Source organism: Microbacterium sp. ARD31, assembly GCF_031844425.1.
Window position 1 is genome coordinate 24802 of the sequence record NZ_JAUZVE010000057.1, and the last position, 19427, is coordinate 44228.

A 19427-nucleotide genomic window follows, 5' to 3' on the forward strand; every position below is an offset into this window, starting at 1 on the left:
GGCGTGTCCGAGGAAGCGACCCGCGTCTGGACCGTGCCGAACATCATCAGTCTGGTGCGGCTCGCCGGCGTACCCCTGTTCCTGTGGCTCGTCCTCGGGCCCGAGGAGGACGCCATCGCGCTCGCCGTCCTGATGGTCGCGGGCTTCACCGACTACCTCGACGGCTGGCTGGCGCGGCGCCTCGACCAGTACTCCAAGCTCGGCGAGATCCTCGACCCGGTCGCCGACCGGCTCTACATCCTGGCCGTCGTGGTCGGGCTGTTCCTCCGCGACATCATCCCGTGGTGGGTCGCGGTCGCCCTGCCGCTGCGCGACCTCTTCCTGTGGGGCCTCGTCCCGTTCCTGCGCACCCGCGGCTTCTCGGCGCTGCCGGTACACTTCCTCGGCAAGGCCGCGACCTTCAACCTGCTCTACGCCTTCCCGCTGCTCCTGCTCGGCGAGGGCTCGGGCGTGGTGGCCACGCTGGCGCGCAACTTCGGCTGGGCGTTCGCCTGGTGGGGGATCGGGCTCTACTGGTGGGCGGGCGTGCTGTACGCCTGGCAGGTGCGCACGCTGCTGCGCGAGACCCCGCGCCGTACGTCGCCGGCGACCGACCATGGCTGAGACCCGCGAGGCTCCCGAGCGACGGCTCCCCGAGCACGTCACCACCCCGCTGCTGACGCTCATCACGGCGCGGTCCATGGACGAGGACTACGCACACGTCGCCCAGCAGCGCGCGGCCGCGGGGGAGGAGCCCGTGCAGGGACGTCGTCCCCACTGGATCAGCCTCGTCGCCGTGGCGGCGCTCGGCATCATGGGGGCCGTGGTGGCCGCCCAGACCGATCGCGAGGCCGAGGTCAACGAGCTGAGCCGGGCCGCGCTGGTCGAGCAGATCGACTCCAAGCGTGACCAGGTGCGCGACCTGCAGGCCCGGGTTGCGGCGCTGACCCGGTCCAACCAGGCGGTGGCCAGCAGCAACACGCGCATCCAGGGCCAGCTCGACGACCTCGAGTCCCGCGTGCGACGCGCGGAGCTGAACACCGGTTTCGCGGCCGTGCACGGCCCGGGGGTCCGCATCACCGTCGACAACCGCCCCGGCGTCGACGTCGACAGCGAGATCCGCGACGAGGACCTCGCCTTCCTCGTCGACGGGCTGTGGGAGGCCGGCGCCGAGGCCATCGCCGTCAACGACCAGCGGCTCAACGTGCTGGGCGGCATACGCAACACCAACCGCGCGATCCACGTCAACGGCCGCCCGGTGAACGCGCCCTACGTCATCTCGGTGATCGGCGACAACAAGACGCTGCAGGCGCGACTGCTGCAGACCAGCCAGGGCCAGGAGTGGTTCGCCCTCGTCAACGGGCTGGACTTCGTCTACTCCGCCCAGAATGTCGACGACATCAGCCTGCCGGCTGCGCCGGAGCCGGACCTCCGTGATGTGATCGAGCTCAACGCCGATCCGGACGGCCAGACCGAGGAGGGGAGCGCCCCGTGATTGCCGCCCTGGGACTGCTGCTCGGCATCATCGCCGGCCTGGTCTTCGCGCCCGACGTGCCGCTGAGCCTCCAGCCCTACCTCCCGATCGCCGTGGTCGCGGCCCTCGACGCGGTCTTCGGCGGCCTGCGCGCCTATCTCGACGGCATCTTCGACGACAAGGTCTTCGTCGTGTCGTTCGTCAGTAACGTGGTCATCGCCGCGGCGATCGTCTACCTCGGCGACCAGCTCGGCGTCGGTGCGCAGCTGACCACCGGCGTCATCGTCGTGCTCGGCATCCGGATCTTCTCCAACGTCGCCGCCATCCGGAGGCACGTGTTCCATGCCTGACAGCACCACGCGCGTGCCCCAGGGGTCCGGTCCGCCGCAGCCGCAGGACCGCGGGCGCGAGCGGCTGCGCACGGCGCTGGTCAAGCCGTCGCGGCGCCAGGTGGTGGTCGGGGTGCTGCTGGCCGTGCTCGGGTTCGCGTTCGTGGTGCAGGTGCGTGACACCAAGGCCAACGACACCTACGCCGGCCTGCGCGAGAGCGAGCTGATCCAGGTGCTCGACGGACTCACCGGCACCGCCGAGCGCGCGCGGCGGGAGGTCGACCGCCTCGAGACCCGCCGCGACGAGCTGCAGGACGAGACGCGAGCCCGCTCCGCGGCCCTCGACGAGGCCGAGCAGCGGGTGCGCACGCTCAACATCATCGCCGGGCTCGTCCCGGTGTCCGGACCGGGCCTGCGGGTCACCATCACCGAGTCGACCAGCAGGGTCGCGGTCGGGTCGCTGCTCGACATGGTGCAGGAGCTCAGGACCGCGGGCGCGGAGGCGATGGAGTTCAACGACGAGATCCGCCTCGGCGCCGACAGCTCCTTCGAGAACGCCGTCGGCGGGATCGAGCTCGACGACCAGCTGCTGGAGCCGCCGTACGTCCTCGACGTGATCGGAGACCCGCACATCCTCAGGACCGCGCTCACCTTCTCCACCGGCCCGGTGGAGACGTTCGCCGAGGACGGCGCGACGGTGGACATCGAGGAGCTCGAGTCGGTGGAGGTCACGAGCGTCCGCGAGGCCCGCCGACCCGAGTACGCCGAGCTCGGCACGGGACAGTAACCTGCGCCACAATCGACTCCAGCAGTCCAGCCGTCCCGCCAGCCGTTCCGTCACAGAGGAGCCATCGTGTATCCGGAGAACCTGAAGTACACCAGCGAGCACGAGTGGGTCCGTTCGCCCGGCGAGAGCGAGGGCTCGGTCCGCGTGGGGATCACCGACTTCGCCCAGGACGCGCTCGGCGACATCGTGTACGTCTCCCTGCCGCAGGTCGGCGACCAGGTGACCGCGGGCGACACCTGCGGCGAGCTCGAGTCCACCAAGTCGGTCAGCGACATCTACGCGCCCGTCACCGGTGAGGTCGTGGCCACCAACGGCGCGCTCGACCAGACGCCCGAGCTGGTCAACAGCGACCCCTACGAGGCGGGCTGGCTCTTCGAGGTCAACGTCGCCGACCCCGCCCAGGTCGACGGCCTGCTCGACGCGGCGGCCTACCAGGCCGGACTCGACGGCTGATCCGCCGCGACGCCCCAGCCAGGGGCTGGTAGGTTCGGGGCAACCGTCAACCTCAACCCTCGGCTGAGGGTTCAGTGTCGATCCGTCGAGGGAGTTTCCATGCCGTTCTGCACCGCCTGTGGCAAGCAGAACCCTGACGATGCGCGCTTCTGTGCCCAGTGCGGCACCAAGCTGCTCGGTGGGGAGGACACCGGCGCGTCGCCGGTGGAGAGCACCGCCACGATCACCTTCGGCGTGCCGGACCAGCGCGAGTCCTCGGACCGCCAGCTGAGCCCGGTCGACGCCGCCGCCGTGGACGCGTTGCCCGCCGGCCATGCGCTGCTCGTCGTGCAGCGTGGTCCGAGCGCCGGGTCGCGGTTCCTCCTCGACACCGACGTGGTCGGGGCCGGTCGCCACCCCGACAGCGAGATCTTCCTCGACGACGTCACCGTGTCCCGCCGGCACGCAGAGTTCCGCCGGTCCGGCACGGGCTACTCGGTCAGCGACGTCGGCAGCCTCAACGGCACCTACGTCAACCGCGACCGCATCGACTCCGTCGAGCTCAACGACGGCGACGAGGTCCAGATCGGCAAGTACCGCCTCGTCTTCTTCTCCTCCCACCCGGACAGCTGATCCGTGAGTGCCTCGACGCCTGCGAGCTCGGGTCGCGGCGCCCGCTTCAACATCGGGCAGGTCCTCGACCAGCTGCGGCCCGACTTCCCCGGGGTGACCATCCCCAAGATCCGCTTCCTGGAGGACAAGGGCCTGGTCAAGCCCGAGCGCACCGCCGCCGGCTACCGCAAGTTCTCCGGCGACGACGTCGCGCGGCTGCGCTACATCCTGCTGATGCAGCGCGACCACTACCTCCCGCTGAAGGTGATCGGTGACCACCTCGACGCGATCGACCGGGGACTGGAGCCGCCGCCGATCGAGTCGGTGGTGCCGACCGTGCCGAAGGTCGCCCTCAGCGCCGACGGCCTCCCCAGCCCCGAGTCGTTCCGGCGCACCAGCGAGCTGCGGCTCTCACGCCGCGAGCTGCTCAAGGTCGCCGACATCTCCGAGGACCTGCTCGCCCAGCTCGAGCAGTACGGCCTGGTGAGCGCCCGCACGGGCACCGGGCACTTCGACAGCGACGCGCTCGTCGTTGCGCAGACCGCGCGGGAGCTGGCCGACTTTGGCTTCGAGCCGCGCCACCTGCGCGCGTTCAAGACGGCCGCGGACCGCGAGGTCGGCCTGGTCCAGCAGGTCGTCGCGCCCCTCGCCCGGGGCCGCGACGCGGCCGCGCGGGGGCGCGCCGAGGACGCCACCTCGGAGATCGCCGCCCTCTCGGTCCGCCTCCACGCGACCCTCGTCAAGATCGGCCTCGACCGCGCCTGACGCGCCCCTCACCGCACGTGAGTAGGGTGGGGACATGCGGGAAATGGACGTCGTGGGTGTCCGTGTCGAGATGCCTTCCAACCAGCCCATCGTGCTGCTGCGCGAGGTGACGGGGGAGCGCTACCTGCCGATCTGGATCGGAGCGGTCGAGGCCACGGCCATCGCCTTCGCCCAGCAGGGCGTCACCCCACCGCGCCCCCTGACGCACGACCTGATGCGCGACGTGCTCGCCGCCACCGGGCAGCGCCTCGACGAGGTGCGCATCGTCGACATGCAGGAGGGCATCTTCTACGCCCAGCTCGTCTTCGACGGCGGCGCCGAGGTGGGCGCCCGCCCGTCCGACTCCATCGCGCTCGCCCTGCGCACCGGCACCCGGATCGTGTGCGCGGAGTCGGTGCTCGAGGAGGCCGGGCTCGCCGTGCCGGCCGAGCAGGAGGACGAGGTCGAGCGCTTCCGCGAGTTCCTCGACCACGTCTCGCCGGACGACTTCGAGTCCCACTGACCCCAGCGCCAACACTCACCCTCAGGTTGAGGTTGAGGGTTGCGACACGCCGCGGGCGTGGATGGACAAGCCGGAGCGACGGGCTTACCGTGAACTGTCTTCGTTGTAACTCCACCGCTGTGGTTGCCCCGTCCGCGGGACGCCCCAGTGGATCCTTCCCCCCAGGAGTTACCGCACAACGGAGGAACTGACCTGGAGGGTCGCTGTGGGTAGCAACGAGAACGACCAGGGCGCGGACGCCGCCCAGATCACCGCTGCGGCGGAGGCCGCCGAGCTCGCCGAGGAGCAGGGCCTGCTCTTCGACGACGACGTCTCGCCGCTGCCCAGCGACACCGGCTACCGCGGTCCCACCGCGTGCAACGCCGCCGGCATCACCTACCGCCAGCTCGACTACTGGGCCCGCACCGGTCTGGTCGAGCCCAGCGTGCGCGGTGCCGCCGGCTCCGGCTCGCAGCGGCTCTACTCCTTCCGCGACATCCTCATCCTCAAGGTGGTCAAGCGGCTGCTCGACGCCGGCATCTCGCTGCAGCAGATCCGCACCGCGACCGCCCACCTGCGCCAGCGCGGCACCGACGACCTGACCCGCGTGACCTTGATGAGCGACGGCGCCTCGGTCTACGAGTGCACCAGCAACGACGAGGTCATCGACCTCCTCCAGGGTGGTCAGGGTGTCTTCGGCATCGCGATCGGCGGGGTCTGGCGCGAGATCGAGGGCACCCTGGCCGAGCTCCCGAGCGAGCGTGCCGCCGAGGAGCCCGCCGCCCCGGTCGCCGGCGACGAGCTGGCCGCGCGGCGCGCCGCCCGCCAGACCGGCTGACAGACCACTCCCACCGCACGATCCTCCGACGAAGCCGCCCGCGACACCGGGCGGCTTCGCCCATTTGTGTTGCGTATCGCTAAACTCGTGGTGCCGACATCCCGCACGGGAGAGTCGTCGCGCCCGGTCGTGAGGCCGGGCCGGTGCGCCGAAGGGGCAATTCCTCCCCGGAACCTCTCAGGCACCAGGACCGTGCGGGTTGGCACTCTGGAGGCCTCCTGGCCGACAGAGGGGGAGGTCCAGCCAGTGACCTCTGGGAGACTCCGTGACGGACGCCACCTCCAGCCCCTCGACCGGTCCCGCGACCGGCCCCGCGTCGGTGACCGACGCCAGCGCCCTGGGGGAGTTCGTGCCCCGGCACATCGGCCCTGACGACGCCGCGATCGCGCACATGCTCGCCGCCGTGGGCCACGAGTCGCTCGAGTCGCTGATGGCGGCCGCCGTCCCCGGGGGGATCCGCACGGCTGCGGCCCTCGACCTGCCGGACCCGCTCGACGAGGAGGCCACCGCCCGCGCGCTGCGCACGCTGGCCTCGCAGAACCGCCCGGCCGAGGCGATGATCGGCCTGGGCTACCACGGCACGATCACGCCCCCGGTGATCCGCCGCAACGTGCTGGAGGACCCCTCCTGGTACACCGCGTACACGCCGTACCAGCCGGAGATCTCCCAGGGCCGCCTCGAGGCGCTGCTGAACTTCCAGACCGTGGTCGCCGACCTGACCGGCCTGCCCACCGCCAACGCCTCGCTCCTCGACGAGGGCACCGCCGCCGCCGAGGCGATGACGCTCGTGCGCCGTGCGCAGCGCACCGCGGCCGGCCCCTTCGTGATCGACGCCGACGCCCTGCCGCAGACCATCGACGTGGTCCGCACGCGCGCGGAGGGGATGGGCATCGAGGTGGTGGTCGCCGACCTGGCCGCCGGCCTCCCCGAGGGCGACCTGTGCGGCGTCCTCGTCCAGTACCCCGGCGCCTCGGGTGCCGTGGCCGACCCCCGTCCCGTGATCGAGGCGGCCCACGAGCGCGGCGCGCTGGCCGTGGTGTCGGCCGACATGCTCGCCCTGGCCCTGCTGGAGGCCCCGGGCACGTTCGGCGCCGACGTCGTCGTCGGCTCGTCCCAGCGCTTCGGCGTACCCCTCTTCTACGGCGGACCGCACGCCGGGTTCATGTCCGTCTCGGCCGGCCTCGAGCGGCACCTGCCCGGCCGGCTCGTGGGCGTCTCGGTGGACGCCGAGGGCCGTCCGGCGTACCGCCTCGCGCTCCAGACCCGCGAGCAGCACATCCGCCGCGACAAGGCGACCTCCAACATCTGCACGGCGCAGGTGCTGCTCGCCGTCGTCGCCTCGATGTACGCCGTCTACCACGGCCCCGAGGGCCTGCGCCGGATCGCGCAGCGCACCCACGACCACGCCTCCCGCATCGCGGCTGCCCTGCGGGCCGGGGGAGTGGAGGTCGTCAACGACACCTGGTTCGACACGCTGACCGTGGCGGTGCCGGGCCGCGCCGGCGACGTCGTCGCGGCTGCGCGCACCATGGGACTGCACCTGCGCCTGATCGACGACGACCACGTCGGCCTCTCGACCAGCGAGCGCACCTCGGCGTCGACCGTCGCCGCGGTGCTGCGCTCCTTCGGGGTCGCCGCCGTGGACGAGGCCCCGGCAAGCGGGCTGCCCGAGGAGCTGCACCGCACGACGGACTTCCTCACCCACGAGGTCTTCCACGCCCACCACAGCGAGACCCAGATGCTGCGCTACCTGCACAAGCTCTCGGGCCGCGACTACGCACTGGACCGCGGCATGATCCCGCTCGGTTCGTGCACCATGAAGCTCAACGCGACCACCGAGATGGAGCCGGTCAGCCTGCCCGGGTTCGCCGACCTGCACCCGTTCGCCCCGGCCCAGGACGCCACCGGCTACCGCGAGCTCGTCGACGACCTCGAGTCGTGGCTCGCGGAGGTCACCGGCTACGACAAGGTCTCCGTGCAGCCCAACGCCGGGTCCCAGGGCGAGCTGGCCGGCCTGCTGGCGATCCGCGGCTACCACCGGGCCAACGGCGACCTCGACCGCAACATCTGCCTGATCCCGTCGTCGGCCCACGGGACCAACGCCGCCTCCGCCGTGATGGCCGGCATGAAGGTCGTGGTGGTCAAGGCCTCCGACGACGGGTCGGTCGACCTCGACGACCTGCGCGCAAAGTGCGACGAGCACGCCGAGACCCTCGCCGCGATCATGGTGACCTACCCCTCGACCCACGGGGCCTACGAGGACACGATCACCGACCTCTGCAAGATCGTCCACGACCACGGCGGCCAGGTCTACGTCGACGGGGCCAACCTCAACGCGCTGCTCGGCTACGCCCGGCCCGGCGAGTTCGGCGGCGACGTGTCCCACCTCAACCTCCACAAGACGTTCTGCATCCCGCACGGCGGCGGCGGTCCGGGCGTCGGTCCGGTGGCCGTGCGCGAGCACCTGGCGCCGTACCTCCCCTCGCACGGGTGGCACCCCGACGCCGAGAAGCGCCAGGGCATCGGCCCGATCAGCGCGGCGCCGTACGGCTCGGCGGGCATCCTGCCGATCACCTGGGCCTACATCCGGATGATGGGCGCGCAGGGACTGACCCGCGCCACCGCCGTGGCGGTCCTGTCCGCCAACTACATCGCCCAGCGCCTGGGTGAGCACTTCCCGGTGCTCTACCGCGGCCACGGCGACCTGGTGGCGCACGAGTGCATCCTCGACCTCCGCGGCCTGACCAAGGCGAGCGGCGTCAGCGTCGACGACGTCGCCAAGCGGCTGGTCGACTACGGCTTCCACGCCCCGACGATGTCGTTCCCCGTCGCGGGCACGCTCATGGTCGAGCCGACCGAGTCCGAGGACCTCGCCGAGATCGACCGGTTCTGCGACGCGATGATCGCCATCCGCGGCGAGATCGCCCGCGTCGAGGCCGGCGAGTGGACCCCCGAGGACTCTCCGCTGCGCCACGCCCCGCACACGGCCCGCGCCCTGGTGGGCGAGTGGGATCGCTCCTACTCCCGCGAGGTCGCGGTCTTCCCGCAGGGCATCGACCCCGACAAGTACTGGCCGCCGGTCGCCCGGATCGACCAGGCCTACGGCGACCGCAACCTGGTCTGCGCCTGCCCGCCGCCGGAGGCGTTCGCCCAGGACTGACCCCTCGGCGAAGGAGAGGCCCTAGGGTCTCCGGGGTGAGCGACCAACGTCAGCGCCTGCTGGACGTCGCGCAGGCCGAGGGCCGGCTGACGTCGGTGGTCGGCGCCGTCTTCGACCGGTACGGCGCGGTGTGGGCCGGAGGGGCCGGCCAGGCGCCGGGCCTCGACGGCCAGTACCGCATCGGCTCGATCACCAAGACCCTCACCGCGGTGCTCGTCATGCAGGCGCGCGACGAGGGGCTGCTCGAGCTGTCCGACCCGCTGTCGGCGCACCTCGGGGACGTCGGCTACGGCGAGGTGACCGTGCGCGACGCGCTCGCCCACACCTCCGGCATGCAGAGCGAACCGTGCGGGCCGTGGTGGGAGCGCAGCCGCGGCACCGACTTCGCCACCCTCGCCGCCGTCAACGACGGGACCGGGCGGGTGGCGCGGCCGGGGGAGTGGTTCCACTACTCCAACCTCGGCTACGGGCTGCTCGGAGAGGTGGTCGCCCGCCGGTTCGGCGCTCCGTGGCGGCGGCTCGTCGCCGACCGGCTGCTCGGCCCGCTGGGGATGCGAGCGACCTCCTACCTCCCGCGCCCCGGGGCGCAGCCGGGGTGGAGCGTGGACCACTTCACCGGGATCCGCGTGCACGAGCCGCTCACCGACACCGGCGCGATGGCGCCGGCCGGGCAGCTGTGGTCCACGCTGGGCGACCTCGTGACGTGGGGCCAGGTGCTCGCCGGGGCGCGGCCGGACGTGCTGGCCGCAGCGACGCTCGCGGAGATGCAGCAGCCGGTGACCCCGGACTACGGCCTCGGCCTGATGCTCGGCCTCCACCCCGGTGGCCGCCTGGTCGGTCACAACGGGTCGATGCCCGGCTTCCTCGCCGCCCTGCACGTCGACCCGGGCAGCGGCATCGGCGCCGTGGTGCTCGCGAACGCCACCACGGGCATCGACCCGCGCGAGCTCGCCGTCTCGCTCATCGAGGGCGACCCCGACGCCGACGACGACCGGCCCCCACCCTGGCGGCCGACGGTGGCGCTCCCCGCCGAGGTGCACGGGGTCCCGGGCCTGTGGTTCTGGGGCAACACGGCCTACGACGTGCGCTGGCACAACGACGGGCTCGAGCTGCGGGCGATGGCGCGGGGCGGCGTGGTGACCGACCGGTTCGAGGTCGTCGACGGGTCCCTCGTCGGCGTGCTCGGCTACCACCGTGGCGAGCGGCTCGACGTCGTACGCCGTCCGGACGGGACGATCCGCAACCTGGAGTGCGCGACGTTCGTCTACACCCGGACGCCGTACGACACCGACGTCGACATCCCGGGCGGCCACCCGCGCTAGGGTCTGCCCACGCCAACGTCTCGGGGGAGATCACATGTACGACGCACCAGCCCGCACTGCCACCGTGGTGGCCGTCCTGCTCGCCTTCTGCACCACGCTGCTGACCGGCGGCAGCGCGAGCGCCGCGGAGCGACGCCAGGACGGACTGACGGGCTACGCCTTCGATGCGCGCTGCGCCCCGACGCAGGAGCAGATGGACGCCTGGCTGACGTCCTCGCCGTTCTGGGGCGTCGGGGTCTACATCGGCGGGTCCATGGCGTCGTGCCGCCCGACCGCCACGGACCCGGGCCAGCCGCACCTCGACGGCACCTGGGTCGCCCGGCAGCGGGCCGCAGGGTGGCGCGTGCTGCCGATCTGGGTCGGCCCGCAGGCGGCGTGCCAGGCGTCCTACGGCGACCTGATCGACCCGAACCCCGCGGGGGACTACGCAGCGGCCGACGCGCGCGGTCGCGCGGAGGCCACGGCGGCCGTGGCGCGGGCCCGCGAGCTCGGGCTGCCCGCCGGGACGACGCTCTGGTACGACCTCGAGGGCGGCTTCGACGTGGCCGACGACGACTGCCGGCGCTCCGCGCTCCGGTTCCTCAGCGGCTGGACCTCGGCGCTGCACGCGCTCGGCCACCGCTCCGGCGTCTACTCGAGCGTGTCGGCCGGCATCCATGCGCTCGACAACGCCGACAACCTGTCCCCGGGCTCGTACGAGATGCCCGACCAGGTCTGGTACGCCTGGTACAACGGGCGCGCCGACGTCGAGATCGACCCGCAGTGGGTCCGCGCGAGCACCTGGGCGGGAGAGCGCGTCCACCAGTACGAGGCGCACACCACCGCGACGTACGGCGGCGTCGCCCTCACCATCGACCGCAACTTCCTCGAGCTCGACGGCGGGTCCCGGCTGCCCCGGTCGCTCCTCGCCTGTGGTCGGACGCGCCTCGACTTCGGCGCCTACCCGCGCCTCCGCACCGGCAGCAAGGGTGACCGCGTCGCGGCGCTGCAGTGCCTGCTGCGGAAGAACGGCCGCTACCGCGGGAAGCTCGACGGCCGCTACGACCGCGACGTGGTGCGTGCCGTGACGACCTACCAGCGCCGCCACGACCTGCGTCGGACCGGCAAGGCCGACCGGGCCACGTGGATGGCGCTGTTCGCCCAGGGCTCAGGACCGCTGATGAAGGTCGGTTCGGCAGGGGAGTCCGCGCTGCGTCTCCAGCGGGCGCTGCGCGCGTCCGGGGCGCGCTCGGTGAGGGTGGAGGGGGTGGTGGACGACCGGACGACCAAGGCCGTCGCCCGCTTCCAGCGACGGGTCGGGCTCGACCCCACGGGCGTCGTCACGCCCGAGACGTGGGTCGCGCTCCAGACCGGAGCGCACTGACCTTCGTCTTTCCCGCCCGGCGGCGTCGTCGGGCGCTAGTGTGGCCGCCGCGCACCAGCATCCACCAGAGGGGGAACGGGCATGGGTCTCTTCCAGGCCGTCAGCGGAGCCGTCGGCGGGACGCTCGCCGACCAGTGGCTCGACTTCCACGGCGTGCCGGACGGGCTGCCCGCCACGGCCGCGCTGTTCCCGGCGGTGGCCAAGGGGCAGAACGCCGACCGCGGCAGCAACACGCGCGGTTCCGACGGGGTGATCACCAACGGCTCGAAGATCGTCGTGCCCGAGGGCTACGGCCTGGTCCTGCTCGAGGACGGCGCGTTCACCGGGTTCGCCGCCGAGCCCGGCGGCTACATCTGGGACTCGGACGAGACCGCGTCGCAGTCGGTCTTCTCCGGGGGCGGGCTGGTCGACTCGATCGTCCGGCAGAGCTGGGAGCGCTTCAAGTTCGGCGGCCGTCCCGGCTCCCAGCAGACCGCGATCTTCGTGGCGCTCAAGGAGCTCCCGAACAACCGGTTCGGCACCCAGTCGGAGATCTACTGGGACGACGCCTTCCTCAACACCCAGGTCGGCGCCATCACTCGCGGCACCTACACGCTGAAGATCACCGACCCACTGACCTTCATCCGCAACTTCGTGCCCGCCTCGGTCATCGGCGGTCGCGCCGTCTTCGACTTCACCGACATCGACAACCCGGCCGGCGAGCAGCTGTTCAACGAGGTCGTCGGCTCGCTCGCGCCCGCGTTCTCGATGTACACCAACGACCCGGCCAAGGGGAACCGGATCGCGCGGCTCCAGCAGGACTCGGTCGGCTTCGCGCAGTCCCTCTCCGCGGCCGTCGAGGAGAACTACCGCTGGCGCACCGACCGCGGACTCGAGATCGTCAAGACCGCCATCATCTCCATCGAGTACGACGAGAACACCCGCGAGCTGCTCCGCAACGTCCAGCGGGCCGACGCCCTGTCGGGCTCGCGCGGCAACTCGAACCTCCAGGCGTCGGTGGCCGCGGGGATCGAGGCGGCCGGCGAGAACGCGGGGCCGGGCGGGCTGGTGGGGATGGGCATGGCCACCGGCGGCATGGGCCTCGGCGGCCTGCAGCAGCCGACCGCGCCGCAGGGACAGCAGCCGCCCGCCGCGACACCCGCCGCGGCACCCGCTGCCGCACCGGCGGAGCCCGCCGCCGAGGACCCGATGGCGATGCTCAAGCGCGCCAAGGACATGCTCGACGCCGGCCTCATCACCCAGGAGGACTACGACGCGGTCAAGGCGAAGGCCCTCGGCCTCTGAGCTCCCCGACATGACCCAGGACGCAGCCGGGGGCGCCCAGGCGCCCCGCGACCCCGACGGGCCCGTCTTCGACGGCCCGCCGCTGTCGCTGGAGGAGGAGCTCGCAGCCGCGCGCGCCGAGCCCGAGCCCGGCCCCGACATCGAGACGGTGAACGAGTCGCTGGCCGACGGCGTCAACCGATGCCCGCGGTGCGGCTCCACCGACGTACGCCTGCGCGGGTCGACGGGGATGCTGATCTGCCTGTTCTGCCGCCACGAGTGGCAGGAGGCCCGCGTCGAGGAGGAGCTCGGCCTCGGCGAGGGGATCGACGACCTCCGCGGGACGGTGGTCGCCGGGGGAGCGCGCGACATCGCCGCCGACGCCGACGACGTGCTCACCCTCAAGTGTGGCGGCTGCGGCGCCGAGGTCGTCGTGGACACCGCCCACGCGATGAACGCGCGCTGCCACTGGTGCCGGCACACGCTCAACGTCAACCAGCAGCTCCCCAACGGCGCGGTCCCCGACGCGGTGCTGCCGTTCCGCCTCACGCACGCCGAGGCGGTCGAGCGGATCCGGGAGTTCGCCTCCAAGCGGCGGCTCTTCGCGCACCCGCGCTTCAAGGCGGAGTTCGTCCCCGAGAACGTCCTCGGGGTCTACCTCCCCTACCTCGTCATCGACGCCAACGTCCGCACGTCGTACGACGGGGTGGGGGAGGTGCAGACCCGCCGCTGGACCGAGAAGCAGGGCGACAGCAGCGTCACCTACTACGCCGCGGACGTCTTCCGGGTCGACCGCTCGGTCGCCTTCACCGTCGACGACCTCACCATCGAGGGCTCGGCCGACCGCGCGGCGATGGACGGCTCGACCACGAACAACATCGTCAACACCGTCCTGCCGTTCGACACGAAGAACGCGGTGAGGTGGAACTCCAGCTACCTCGTGGGCTTCACCAGCGAGAAGCGCGACCTCGACGTGGGCGACCTGCAGCCCGTGCTGGAGGACCAGCTCCTCTCCATCGGCCGCTCGCAGGTCGAGCCGTCGCTCGCCGAGTTCGACCGCGGGGTCCGGTGGGAGAGCGAGCAGATCGACGTGGGCGGCTCGCGGTGGGTGTCGATGTACCTGCCCGTGTGGCTCTACTCCTACCACCAGGAGGACTCCGGCATGCTGCACTACATCGCGGTCAACGCCCGGACCGGCGAGACGATGGGCAGCATCCCGGTGTCGCGGTGGCGGCTCACCCTTGCCGCGCTGACGGTCGGCACCGTCCTCGAGGGCATCGCCGGTGCGCTCCTGGTGGCGTGGGCATGAGCGCCTTGGTCAGCGCGGCCGTGCTCGACGTCGTCGTGATGGTCAGCTCGGACGACCCGCCGGTGTGGCTCCTCGCGGCGGGCCCGGCGGGCGCGGTGGCGACGTACTGGGCACTGTTCCGCTACTACCGCAACACCGACAAGTCGCACGCATACGAGCGCGACACCATCATCGACGCCCAGCCGGTGCAGGGCGGCCGGGAGAAGATCGACCACATCTCCAAGACGCGCAGGTCCGGCATCGACGGCGACAACAGCCGCGACCACCGGCGTCGGGTGCAGCGGCTGCGGTGAGCCTGCCGCCGGTCGCCGTCAGACCCCCTGCGAGACGCTCGACATGTTGAAGTCGGGGATCCGCAGCGCCGGCGTGGCGGTGCGGGAGAAGTAGTCGTCGCCCCACTCGCGGCTGAAGCTCGGCACGGTCGTGGTGGCCGCGCTGAACCGGTTGAGGAGCTCGATCGGGCTCTCGTTCCAGCGGAAGTTGTTGGCCGCACCCACGATCTCGCCGTCCTCGACGACGTAGACGCCGTCGCGGGTGAGCCCGGTGAGCAGCATGGTCTGTGGGTCGACCTCGCGGATGTACCAGAGGCAGGTCAGCAGGAGCCCACGCTGCGTGCCGGCGACCAGGTCGTCGATGGTCCCGGCGCCGTCGCCGACCTCGAGGACGAGGTTGTCGATCATCGGCGTGACGGGCTGGCCGGTCATCGCGGCGGAGTGCCGGGTCTGCAGCAGGCCGGTGAGGAGCCCGTCGCGGATCCAGTCGGTGCGCTCGAGGGGCAGGCCGTTGTCGAAGACCGAGTCGGTGTTGTCCGAGGCCCCGGCGACCACGAACGGCGCGCACTCGAGGCCGGGGTACGCCGGGTCGGAGAAGAGGCTGACGCCGGGTGCCGCGACCTTGTCGTGGATGCGGGTGCCACCGCCGCGACGGCTGTAGACGGACTCGCCCTCGTGCGCCACGCGTGCGCCCGCGCCCCAGTAGGCGTCGATCATCAGGTCGGCGACCGACGACGGGGGCAGGATCGTGTCGTAGCGTCCGGCGGGCAGGTCGATGCGCCGCTCCGCCCAGGCCAGCCGCTGGGCCACCTCCGCCGCCATGGCGGACGCGTCGACGTCGCGGAAGTCGCGGGTGGCGCCGCCCACCCACGCGCTGCGGGTCAGGGAGGAGTCCTTGGCGGTGCAGGCGTAGTGCCCGGTGGGCTGGACGTGCCGCAGCCGCAGCCCGCGGGTGGAGCCGAGGTAGGTCGTGGTGACGTCGTGGTTGACGAAGCCGTAGAGGAGCCGCTGCTCGGCGCCCGCCTGGCCGAACGCCTCGCCCAACGCAGGGGCGAAGGTGTCGTAGACGCCGATGTCGGTGGTCGCCGGCTCGACGTCCCAGTCGGCTGAGGTGGCGTCGGCGACCAGGTCGGCGGCGTCCTCCGCGGGCGACCCGGCGCGGGCCGCCGCGTCGGCCGCCTCCACGAGGGCGGTGACCTGGTCGGTCGTGGCGGCGCTGCCGGACACCGACCCGGTGGCGATGCCGCCGGGGACGGACGCGAAGCTGACCACGGTGACCGACATCTCGGTCATCACGCCGTTGGTGGTGAGCGTGTTGTTGGCCCAGCGCAGGTTGGCGCTGGTGACGTCACGGACGATCGCGATGCAGTCGTCGGCGGTCGAGGTCGCGAGCGCGTGCTCGACCAGCTGCTGCGCGGTGCTGCCGGGGGAGGTCGTCATCAGTTGCCTGCCTCGTCGATCGTGTTGAGGATGTTGACGCCGCGGAACAGGGCGGAGGGGCAGCCGTGGCTGACCGCCGCGACCTGGCCCGGCTGCGCCTTGCCGCAGTTGAAAGCGCCGCCGAGCACCCACGTGTCGGGCCCGCCCAGCGCCTCCATGGACCCCCAGAAGTCGGTGGTGGTGGCCTGGTAGGCGACGTCGCGCAGCATGCCGTCGAGCCTGCCGTCGGTGATCTTGTAGAACCGCTGGCCGGTGAACTGGAAGTTGAACCGCTGCATGTCGATGGACCACGACTTGTCGCCCACGACGTAGATGCCCCGCTCCACGCGGGAGACGAGGTCCTCGGTGGTGAGGTCGTCGGTGCCGGGCATCAGCGAGACGTTGGCCATCCGCTGGATGGGGATGTGGCCGGGGGAGTCGGCGTAGGCGCAGCCGTTGGAGCGACCGTCGTTGAGCTCCGGCTTGAGGTGGCCCATGGACCGGTCGAGCTGGTAGCCGACGAGGACGCCGTCGCGGACGATGTCCCAGGCCTGCGTCTGCACCCCCTCGTCGTCGTACCCGACGGTGGCCAGCCCGTGCTCCTGGGTGCGGTCGCCGCGGACGTTCATCACCCGGGAGCCGTACTGGAGCGTGCCGAGCTTGTCGTAGGTGGCGAACGACGTGCCGGCATAGTTGGCCTCGTAGCCCAGGGCGCGGTCGAGCTCGGTGGCGTGGCCGATGGACTCGTGGATGGTGAGCCAGAGGTTGGACGGGTCGACGACGAGGTCGTAGGTCCCGGCCTCGACGCTGGGTGCCCTGAGCTTCTCGGCCAGCAGCTCGGGGACCTCGGCGAGCTCGGCGTCCCAGTCCCAATGGGCGCCCGAGAGGTACTCCCAGCCGCGTCCGACGGGAGGTGCGATGGAGGCCATCGAGTCGAAGATCCCGGTCTCGGCGTCCTCACCGGTCGCCTCGAACCCGGGCTGGATCCGCACCCGCTGCTGGGTGGTGCGGGTGCCCGTGAGGTCGGCGTAGTACTTGTTCTCCTGCACCTGCTGCAGGAAAGCGGTCGCGTGCGCGACCGCGGACCCGGTGCGCAGCCGCTCGGTCCAGTCGACCAACAGCGCGGCCTTCTCCGGGGTGGGGACCTCGAGCGGGTTGACGTCGTAGCCCGAGACCCACGTGACGTCGTCGTGCACCGGCTCGGGAGCCAGCTCGACGGGAACGGTCGTCATGGCCGCGGCGACCTTGGCGACCGCGACCGCGGTCTCGGCGACGCGTCGCGCCTCCTCGTCGGTCAGCACGACGCCGGAGGCGAAACCCCAGGCGCCGCCGTGGACGACCCGGACCGCGAAGCCGAGGTCCTCGGCGTCACTGGCCGTCTGCAGCACGCCGTCGCGCGCCCCGAGGTACTGGTAGCGGTTGCGTTCGAACCGGAAGTCCGCGTGGCTCGCGCCCAGCTCCTGGGCGCGGGACAGCGCCACGTCGCCGAGGCGACGGTGCGGCAGGTCGGTGAAGGTCGGGTCGAGCCCGGGCGCACTCATGCAGGGAAACCTATCGAAGCCGGTCAGCCGGTGTGGAGCGACGTGCGGCTGCCGTGGCGACCGCGATGGACCCGCAGCTGGGTGGGGATGCGGGTCTGGAGCTCGGGCACGTGGCTGACGACGCCGACGACGCGGCCGCCGTCGCGGAGCGTGTCGAGGGTGTCCATGACGTCCTCGAGCGTGTCGGCGTCGAGCGAGCCGAACCCCTCGTCGACGAACAACGTGTCGAGGTCGGCGCCGCCGGCCTCGTCGGTGATGACGTCGGCCAGCCCGAGCGCCAGTGCGAGGGACACCACGAAGGTCTCCCCGCCCGAGAGCGTGGCCGGGTCACGGGTGTCACCGGTCCAGTCGTCGCGCACCAGCAGGCCGAGCCCGCCACGCTTCTCGCCGGCCCCACGACGGCCGGTGTGGACGAGGGAGTAGCGCTGGTCGCTCATCGACGACAGCCGGAGGTTCGCGGCGTCGACGACCTGGCCGAGGCGGTGGGCCAGGACGAAGGCGGACAGGCGCATCTGCAGCCGGTTGTCGGGATGCTTGCCCTCGACCATCCCGGCCAGCCCGGCGACCCGGTCGAGCTCGTCGCGGACGGGGAGCCACGCTGCGAGGGCAGCAGCGACGTCGGCCGTCAAGCCGTCGAGGCGTCGGCCGCGCTCGTGGAGGCTGGCCTCGAGCGCACGCGCCTGCGCGGCGTCGCGGCGCGCTGCCAGCAGGTCGTCCGCGAGCCGCTCGAGGTCGGGGGGCGCCGTCTCGGCGGCGTTGCGCAGGTCGGGGTCGGCGAGCTGCGCGTCGACGCGGGCGGCCTCACGCTCGTGCTGCTCGAGCCGCTGTTGGAGCGCATCCAGCTCGTCGGCACCGAGCCAGGCGTCGGCCGCCTCCTGGGCGGTGGTGAAGCCGGCCTCGGTCGCCGCCGCCAGCGCCGTGGCGTCGGCGCGCCCGGCGGCGGTGCGCGCGCGGGCCAGATCACCGGAGGCGTCGAGGCAGCGCCCGGCCAGGGACTCGACGGCGCGGAGCCGGTCGGCCAGGACGTCGAGGTCGGTGGGGGAGGTGTCGTCGGGGAGGACCGCGGACACCTGGTCGAGCAGGGTCTGCACACGGGCCGCCAGGACGGCTTCGTCGGTCTCCTGCCTCGCCGCGACCGCCGCCAGCTCGTCGCGGTCGCCGGTCAGCGAGGCGAGCTCGTCGTCGAGGGACGCGCACGTGGCGGCGAGGGCGTCGGCGTCGGCGGCCTCGCGGCTCGCCTCGTCGAGGGCGGCGGCGAGGGCGTCGCGCGAGGCGCGGAGGTCGGCCAGGGGCTCGCCTGCCTCGGCCAGCGCCGCCGCACGCTGCGCCGTGAGCCCACGCACCTGCTGCGCGTGGGCCTCGACGACCGCCTCGAGGTCGTCGACGGCCCGGCGCGCCTCGCGCTCGGCGACCTCGTCGGGGGCGTCGGGGGAGGGGGTCGCGAGCGAGGGGTGGTCGGCCGATCCGCAGACGGGGCAGCAGGCGCCGACCGCGAGCTTGCCGGCAATCTCGGCGGCCATCCCGTCGAGCCGGCGCTCGCGGACGGCCACGAGCAGCTCCCGGGCCTCGAGGCGGGCCTCGGTGGCCTCGCGCCACGCCTGCTCGGCGGCGACCAGCTCGGCCTCCAGCCGCGCGGCGGTCGTGGCAGCGACCACACGGGTGTCGAGGACGGAGAGCTCGCCCTCGAGGACACCGACGCGCGCGCGTGCCGCGGTCGCGGACTCGAGCCGCGGGACCAGCTCGGCCAGCCGGGCGGGGAGCTCCTGGGCGCGGGCGTCGAGCCGCTCCAGTCGGGTCCGGGTCCGTGTGCGTGCGTCGGCGAGGGCCGCGAGCTCGACGGAGAGCTGGTCGGCCTGCTGCTGGAGCGGCCTGACGCGGGCGAGGTCGGTCAGCGTGGTCGTGGCGGTCCTGCGGTGCTCCGCGACGCGCTGGTCGTCGAGGTCGGCCTCACCGACGAGGGCAGCGAGCTCGTCACGAGCCGCCCGGCACTCCCGGTCGGCCTGCCGCTCGGCCTCCCGCGCGGCCAGCGCGACCTCGAGGAGCGGACGCACGGCGGCTGCGCGCCGGGCGGCGGAGAGGCG

General features: G+C 72.6%; 18 protein-coding genes and 1 riboswitch. Of the genes, 15 read left to right on the forward strand and 3 right to left on the reverse strand.

The window, feature by feature from the left end; translation table 11 throughout:
• Nucleotides 1-3: 3 nt before the first annotated feature.
• The 15 genes from Q9S36_RS45240 (at nucleotide 4) to Q9S36_RS45310 (ending at nucleotide 14407) form a co-directional block, all read left to right on the forward strand.
• Nucleotides 4-603 carry a CDP-alcohol phosphatidyltransferase family protein gene (locus Q9S36_RS45240; RefSeq protein ID WP_311291315.1) on the forward strand — a complete coding sequence of 200 codons (600 nt, stop codon included), beginning with the start codon at nucleotides 4-6 and terminating at the stop codon, nucleotides 601-603.
• Nucleotides 596-1474, forward strand: a complete 879-nt coding sequence (locus Q9S36_RS45245; RefSeq protein ID WP_311291316.1) for a DUF881 domain-containing protein — start codon at nucleotides 596-598, stop codon at nucleotides 1472-1474. Before Q9S36_RS45240 ends, Q9S36_RS45245 begins: the two co-directional genes overlap by 8 nt.
• Entirely contained in the window at nucleotides 1471-1803 is a 333-nt protein-coding gene (locus Q9S36_RS45250; RefSeq protein ID WP_311291317.1) for a DUF1290 domain-containing protein, read from the forward strand. Before Q9S36_RS45245 ends, Q9S36_RS45250 begins: the two co-directional genes overlap by 4 nt.
• Nucleotides 1796-2569, forward strand: coding sequence for a DUF881 domain-containing protein (locus tag Q9S36_RS45255; protein WP_311291318.1), 774 nt, complete (start codon nucleotides 1796-1798; stop codon nucleotides 2567-2569). The genes Q9S36_RS45250 and Q9S36_RS45255 overlap by 8 nt, the downstream gene beginning before the upstream one ends.
• Before the next feature lie 66 nt (nucleotides 2570-2635).
• The gene (gene gcvH / locus Q9S36_RS45260) at nucleotides 2636-3022 is read left to right on the forward strand and encodes a glycine cleavage system protein GcvH (protein ID WP_396653970.1); all 387 of its coding nucleotides are present in this window, start codon (nucleotides 2636-2638) and stop codon (nucleotides 3020-3022) included.
• A gap of 99 nt (nucleotides 3023-3121) precedes the next feature.
• Nucleotides 3122-3634, forward strand: a complete 513-nt coding sequence (locus tag Q9S36_RS45265; protein ID WP_311291319.1) for an FHA domain-containing protein — start codon at nucleotides 3122-3124, stop codon at nucleotides 3632-3634.
• Nucleotides 3635-3637: 3 nt separating this feature from the next.
• Complete coding sequence (locus tag Q9S36_RS45270; protein ID WP_311291320.1) at nucleotides 3638-4378, forward strand: MerR family transcriptional regulator; 741 nt, start codon at nucleotides 3638-3640, stop codon at nucleotides 4376-4378.
• 34 nt (nucleotides 4379-4412) lie between these two features.
• Nucleotides 4413-4880 (forward strand): bifunctional nuclease family protein, encoded by a 468-nt coding sequence (locus Q9S36_RS45275; RefSeq protein WP_311291322.1) that lies wholly within the window; start codon nucleotides 4413-4415, stop codon nucleotides 4878-4880.
• Nucleotides 4881-5127: 247 nt separating this feature from the next.
• Nucleotides 5128-5697 carry a MerR family transcriptional regulator gene (locus Q9S36_RS45280; protein ID WP_311291332.1) on the forward strand — a complete coding sequence of 190 codons (570 nt, stop codon included), beginning with the start codon at nucleotides 5128-5130 and terminating at the stop codon, nucleotides 5695-5697.
• A 96-nt stretch (nucleotides 5698-5793) separates the two neighbouring features.
• Nucleotides 5794-5900: riboswitch (glycine riboswitch) on the forward strand.
• 116 nt (nucleotides 5901-6016) lie between these two features.
• Nucleotides 6017-8857, forward strand: coding sequence for an aminomethyl-transferring glycine dehydrogenase (gcvP, locus tag Q9S36_RS45285; RefSeq protein WP_311291333.1), 2841 nt, complete (start codon nucleotides 6017-6019; stop codon nucleotides 8855-8857).
• A gap of 35 nt (nucleotides 8858-8892) precedes the next feature.
• Nucleotides 8893-10179, forward strand: coding sequence for a serine hydrolase domain-containing protein (locus tag Q9S36_RS45290; protein ID WP_311291323.1), 1287 nt, complete (start codon nucleotides 8893-8895; stop codon nucleotides 10177-10179).
• A 34-nt stretch (nucleotides 10180-10213) separates the two neighbouring features.
• Nucleotides 10214-11542: a glycoside hydrolase domain-containing protein gene (locus Q9S36_RS45295; protein ID WP_311291324.1), complete on the forward strand. Its 1329-nt coding sequence runs from the start codon at nucleotides 10214-10216 to the stop codon at nucleotides 11540-11542.
• Nucleotides 11543-11623: 81 nt separating this feature from the next.
• Nucleotides 11624-12826: an SPFH domain-containing protein gene (locus Q9S36_RS45300; protein ID WP_311291325.1), complete on the forward strand. Its 1203-nt coding sequence runs from the start codon at nucleotides 11624-11626 to the stop codon at nucleotides 12824-12826.
• Between the two features lie 10 nt (nucleotides 12827-12836).
• A complete protein-coding gene (locus tag Q9S36_RS45305) occupies nucleotides 12837-14114 on the forward strand; it encodes a TFIIB-type zinc ribbon-containing protein (RefSeq protein ID WP_311291326.1) in 1278 nt (425 codons plus the stop codon).
• The gene (locus Q9S36_RS45310; protein WP_311291327.1) at nucleotides 14111-14407 is read left to right on the forward strand and encodes a hypothetical protein; all 297 of its coding nucleotides are present in this window, start codon (nucleotides 14111-14113) and stop codon (nucleotides 14405-14407) included. Before Q9S36_RS45305 ends, Q9S36_RS45310 begins: the two co-directional genes overlap by 4 nt.
• Before the next feature lie 18 nt (nucleotides 14408-14425).
• Here Q9S36_RS45310 and Q9S36_RS45315 read toward each other — a convergent pair whose 3' ends face one another.
• From Q9S36_RS45315 to Q9S36_RS45325, 3 genes are all read right to left on the reverse strand, one after another.
• A complete protein-coding gene (locus Q9S36_RS45315) occupies nucleotides 14426-15826 on the reverse strand; it encodes a metallopeptidase TldD-related protein (RefSeq protein WP_311291328.1) in 1401 nt (466 codons plus the stop codon).
• The gene (locus tag Q9S36_RS45320; RefSeq protein ID WP_311291329.1) at nucleotides 15826-17346 is read right to left on the reverse strand and encodes a TldD/PmbA family protein; all 1521 of its coding nucleotides are present in this window, start codon (nucleotides 17344-17346) and stop codon (nucleotides 15826-15828) included. The genes Q9S36_RS45315 and Q9S36_RS45320 overlap by 1 nt, the downstream gene beginning before the upstream one ends.
• A gap of 23 nt (nucleotides 17347-17369) precedes the next feature.
• Nucleotides 17370-19427, reverse strand: a 2058-nt coding sequence (locus Q9S36_RS45325; protein WP_311291330.1) for an SbcC/MukB-like Walker B domain-containing protein, incomplete at its 5' end; no start/stop codon positions are given.

What these genes read in the sequence shown, in the direction of transcription:
- Q9S36_RS45265 (WP_311291319.1), top strand. Translation starts at nt 3,122, where the DNA reads ATGCCGTTCTGCACCGCCTGTGGCAAGCAGAACCCTGACGATGCGCGC.
- Q9S36_RS45305 (WP_311291326.1), top strand. Translation starts at nt 12,837, where the DNA reads ATGACCCAGGACGCAGCCGGGGGCGCCCAGGCGCCCCGCGACCCCGAC.
- Q9S36_RS45315 (WP_311291328.1), bottom strand. Translation starts at nt 15,826, where the DNA reads ATGACGACCTCCCCCGGCAGCACCGCGCAGCAGCTGGTCGAGCACGCG.
- Q9S36_RS45310 (WP_311291327.1), top strand. Translation starts at nt 14,111, where the DNA reads ATGAGCGCCTTGGTCAGCGCGGCCGTGCTCGACGTCGTCGTGATGGTC.
- Q9S36_RS45255 (WP_311291318.1), top strand. Translation starts at nt 1,796, where the DNA reads ATGCCTGACAGCACCACGCGCGTGCCCCAGGGGTCCGGTCCGCCGCAG.
- Q9S36_RS45320 (WP_311291329.1), bottom strand. Translation starts at nt 17,346, where the DNA reads ATGAGTGCGCCCGGGCTCGACCCGACCTTCACCGACCTGCCGCACCGT.
- Q9S36_RS45295 (WP_311291324.1), top strand. Translation starts at nt 10,214, where the DNA reads ATGTACGACGCACCAGCCCGCACTGCCACCGTGGTGGCCGTCCTGCTC.
- Q9S36_RS45275 (WP_311291322.1), top strand. Translation starts at nt 4,413, where the DNA reads ATGCGGGAAATGGACGTCGTGGGTGTCCGTGTCGAGATGCCTTCCAAC.
- Q9S36_RS45300 (WP_311291325.1), top strand. Translation starts at nt 11,624, where the DNA reads ATGGGTCTCTTCCAGGCCGTCAGCGGAGCCGTCGGCGGGACGCTCGCC.
- Q9S36_RS45245 (WP_311291316.1), top strand. Translation starts at nt 596, where the DNA reads ATGGCTGAGACCCGCGAGGCTCCCGAGCGACGGCTCCCCGAGCACGTC.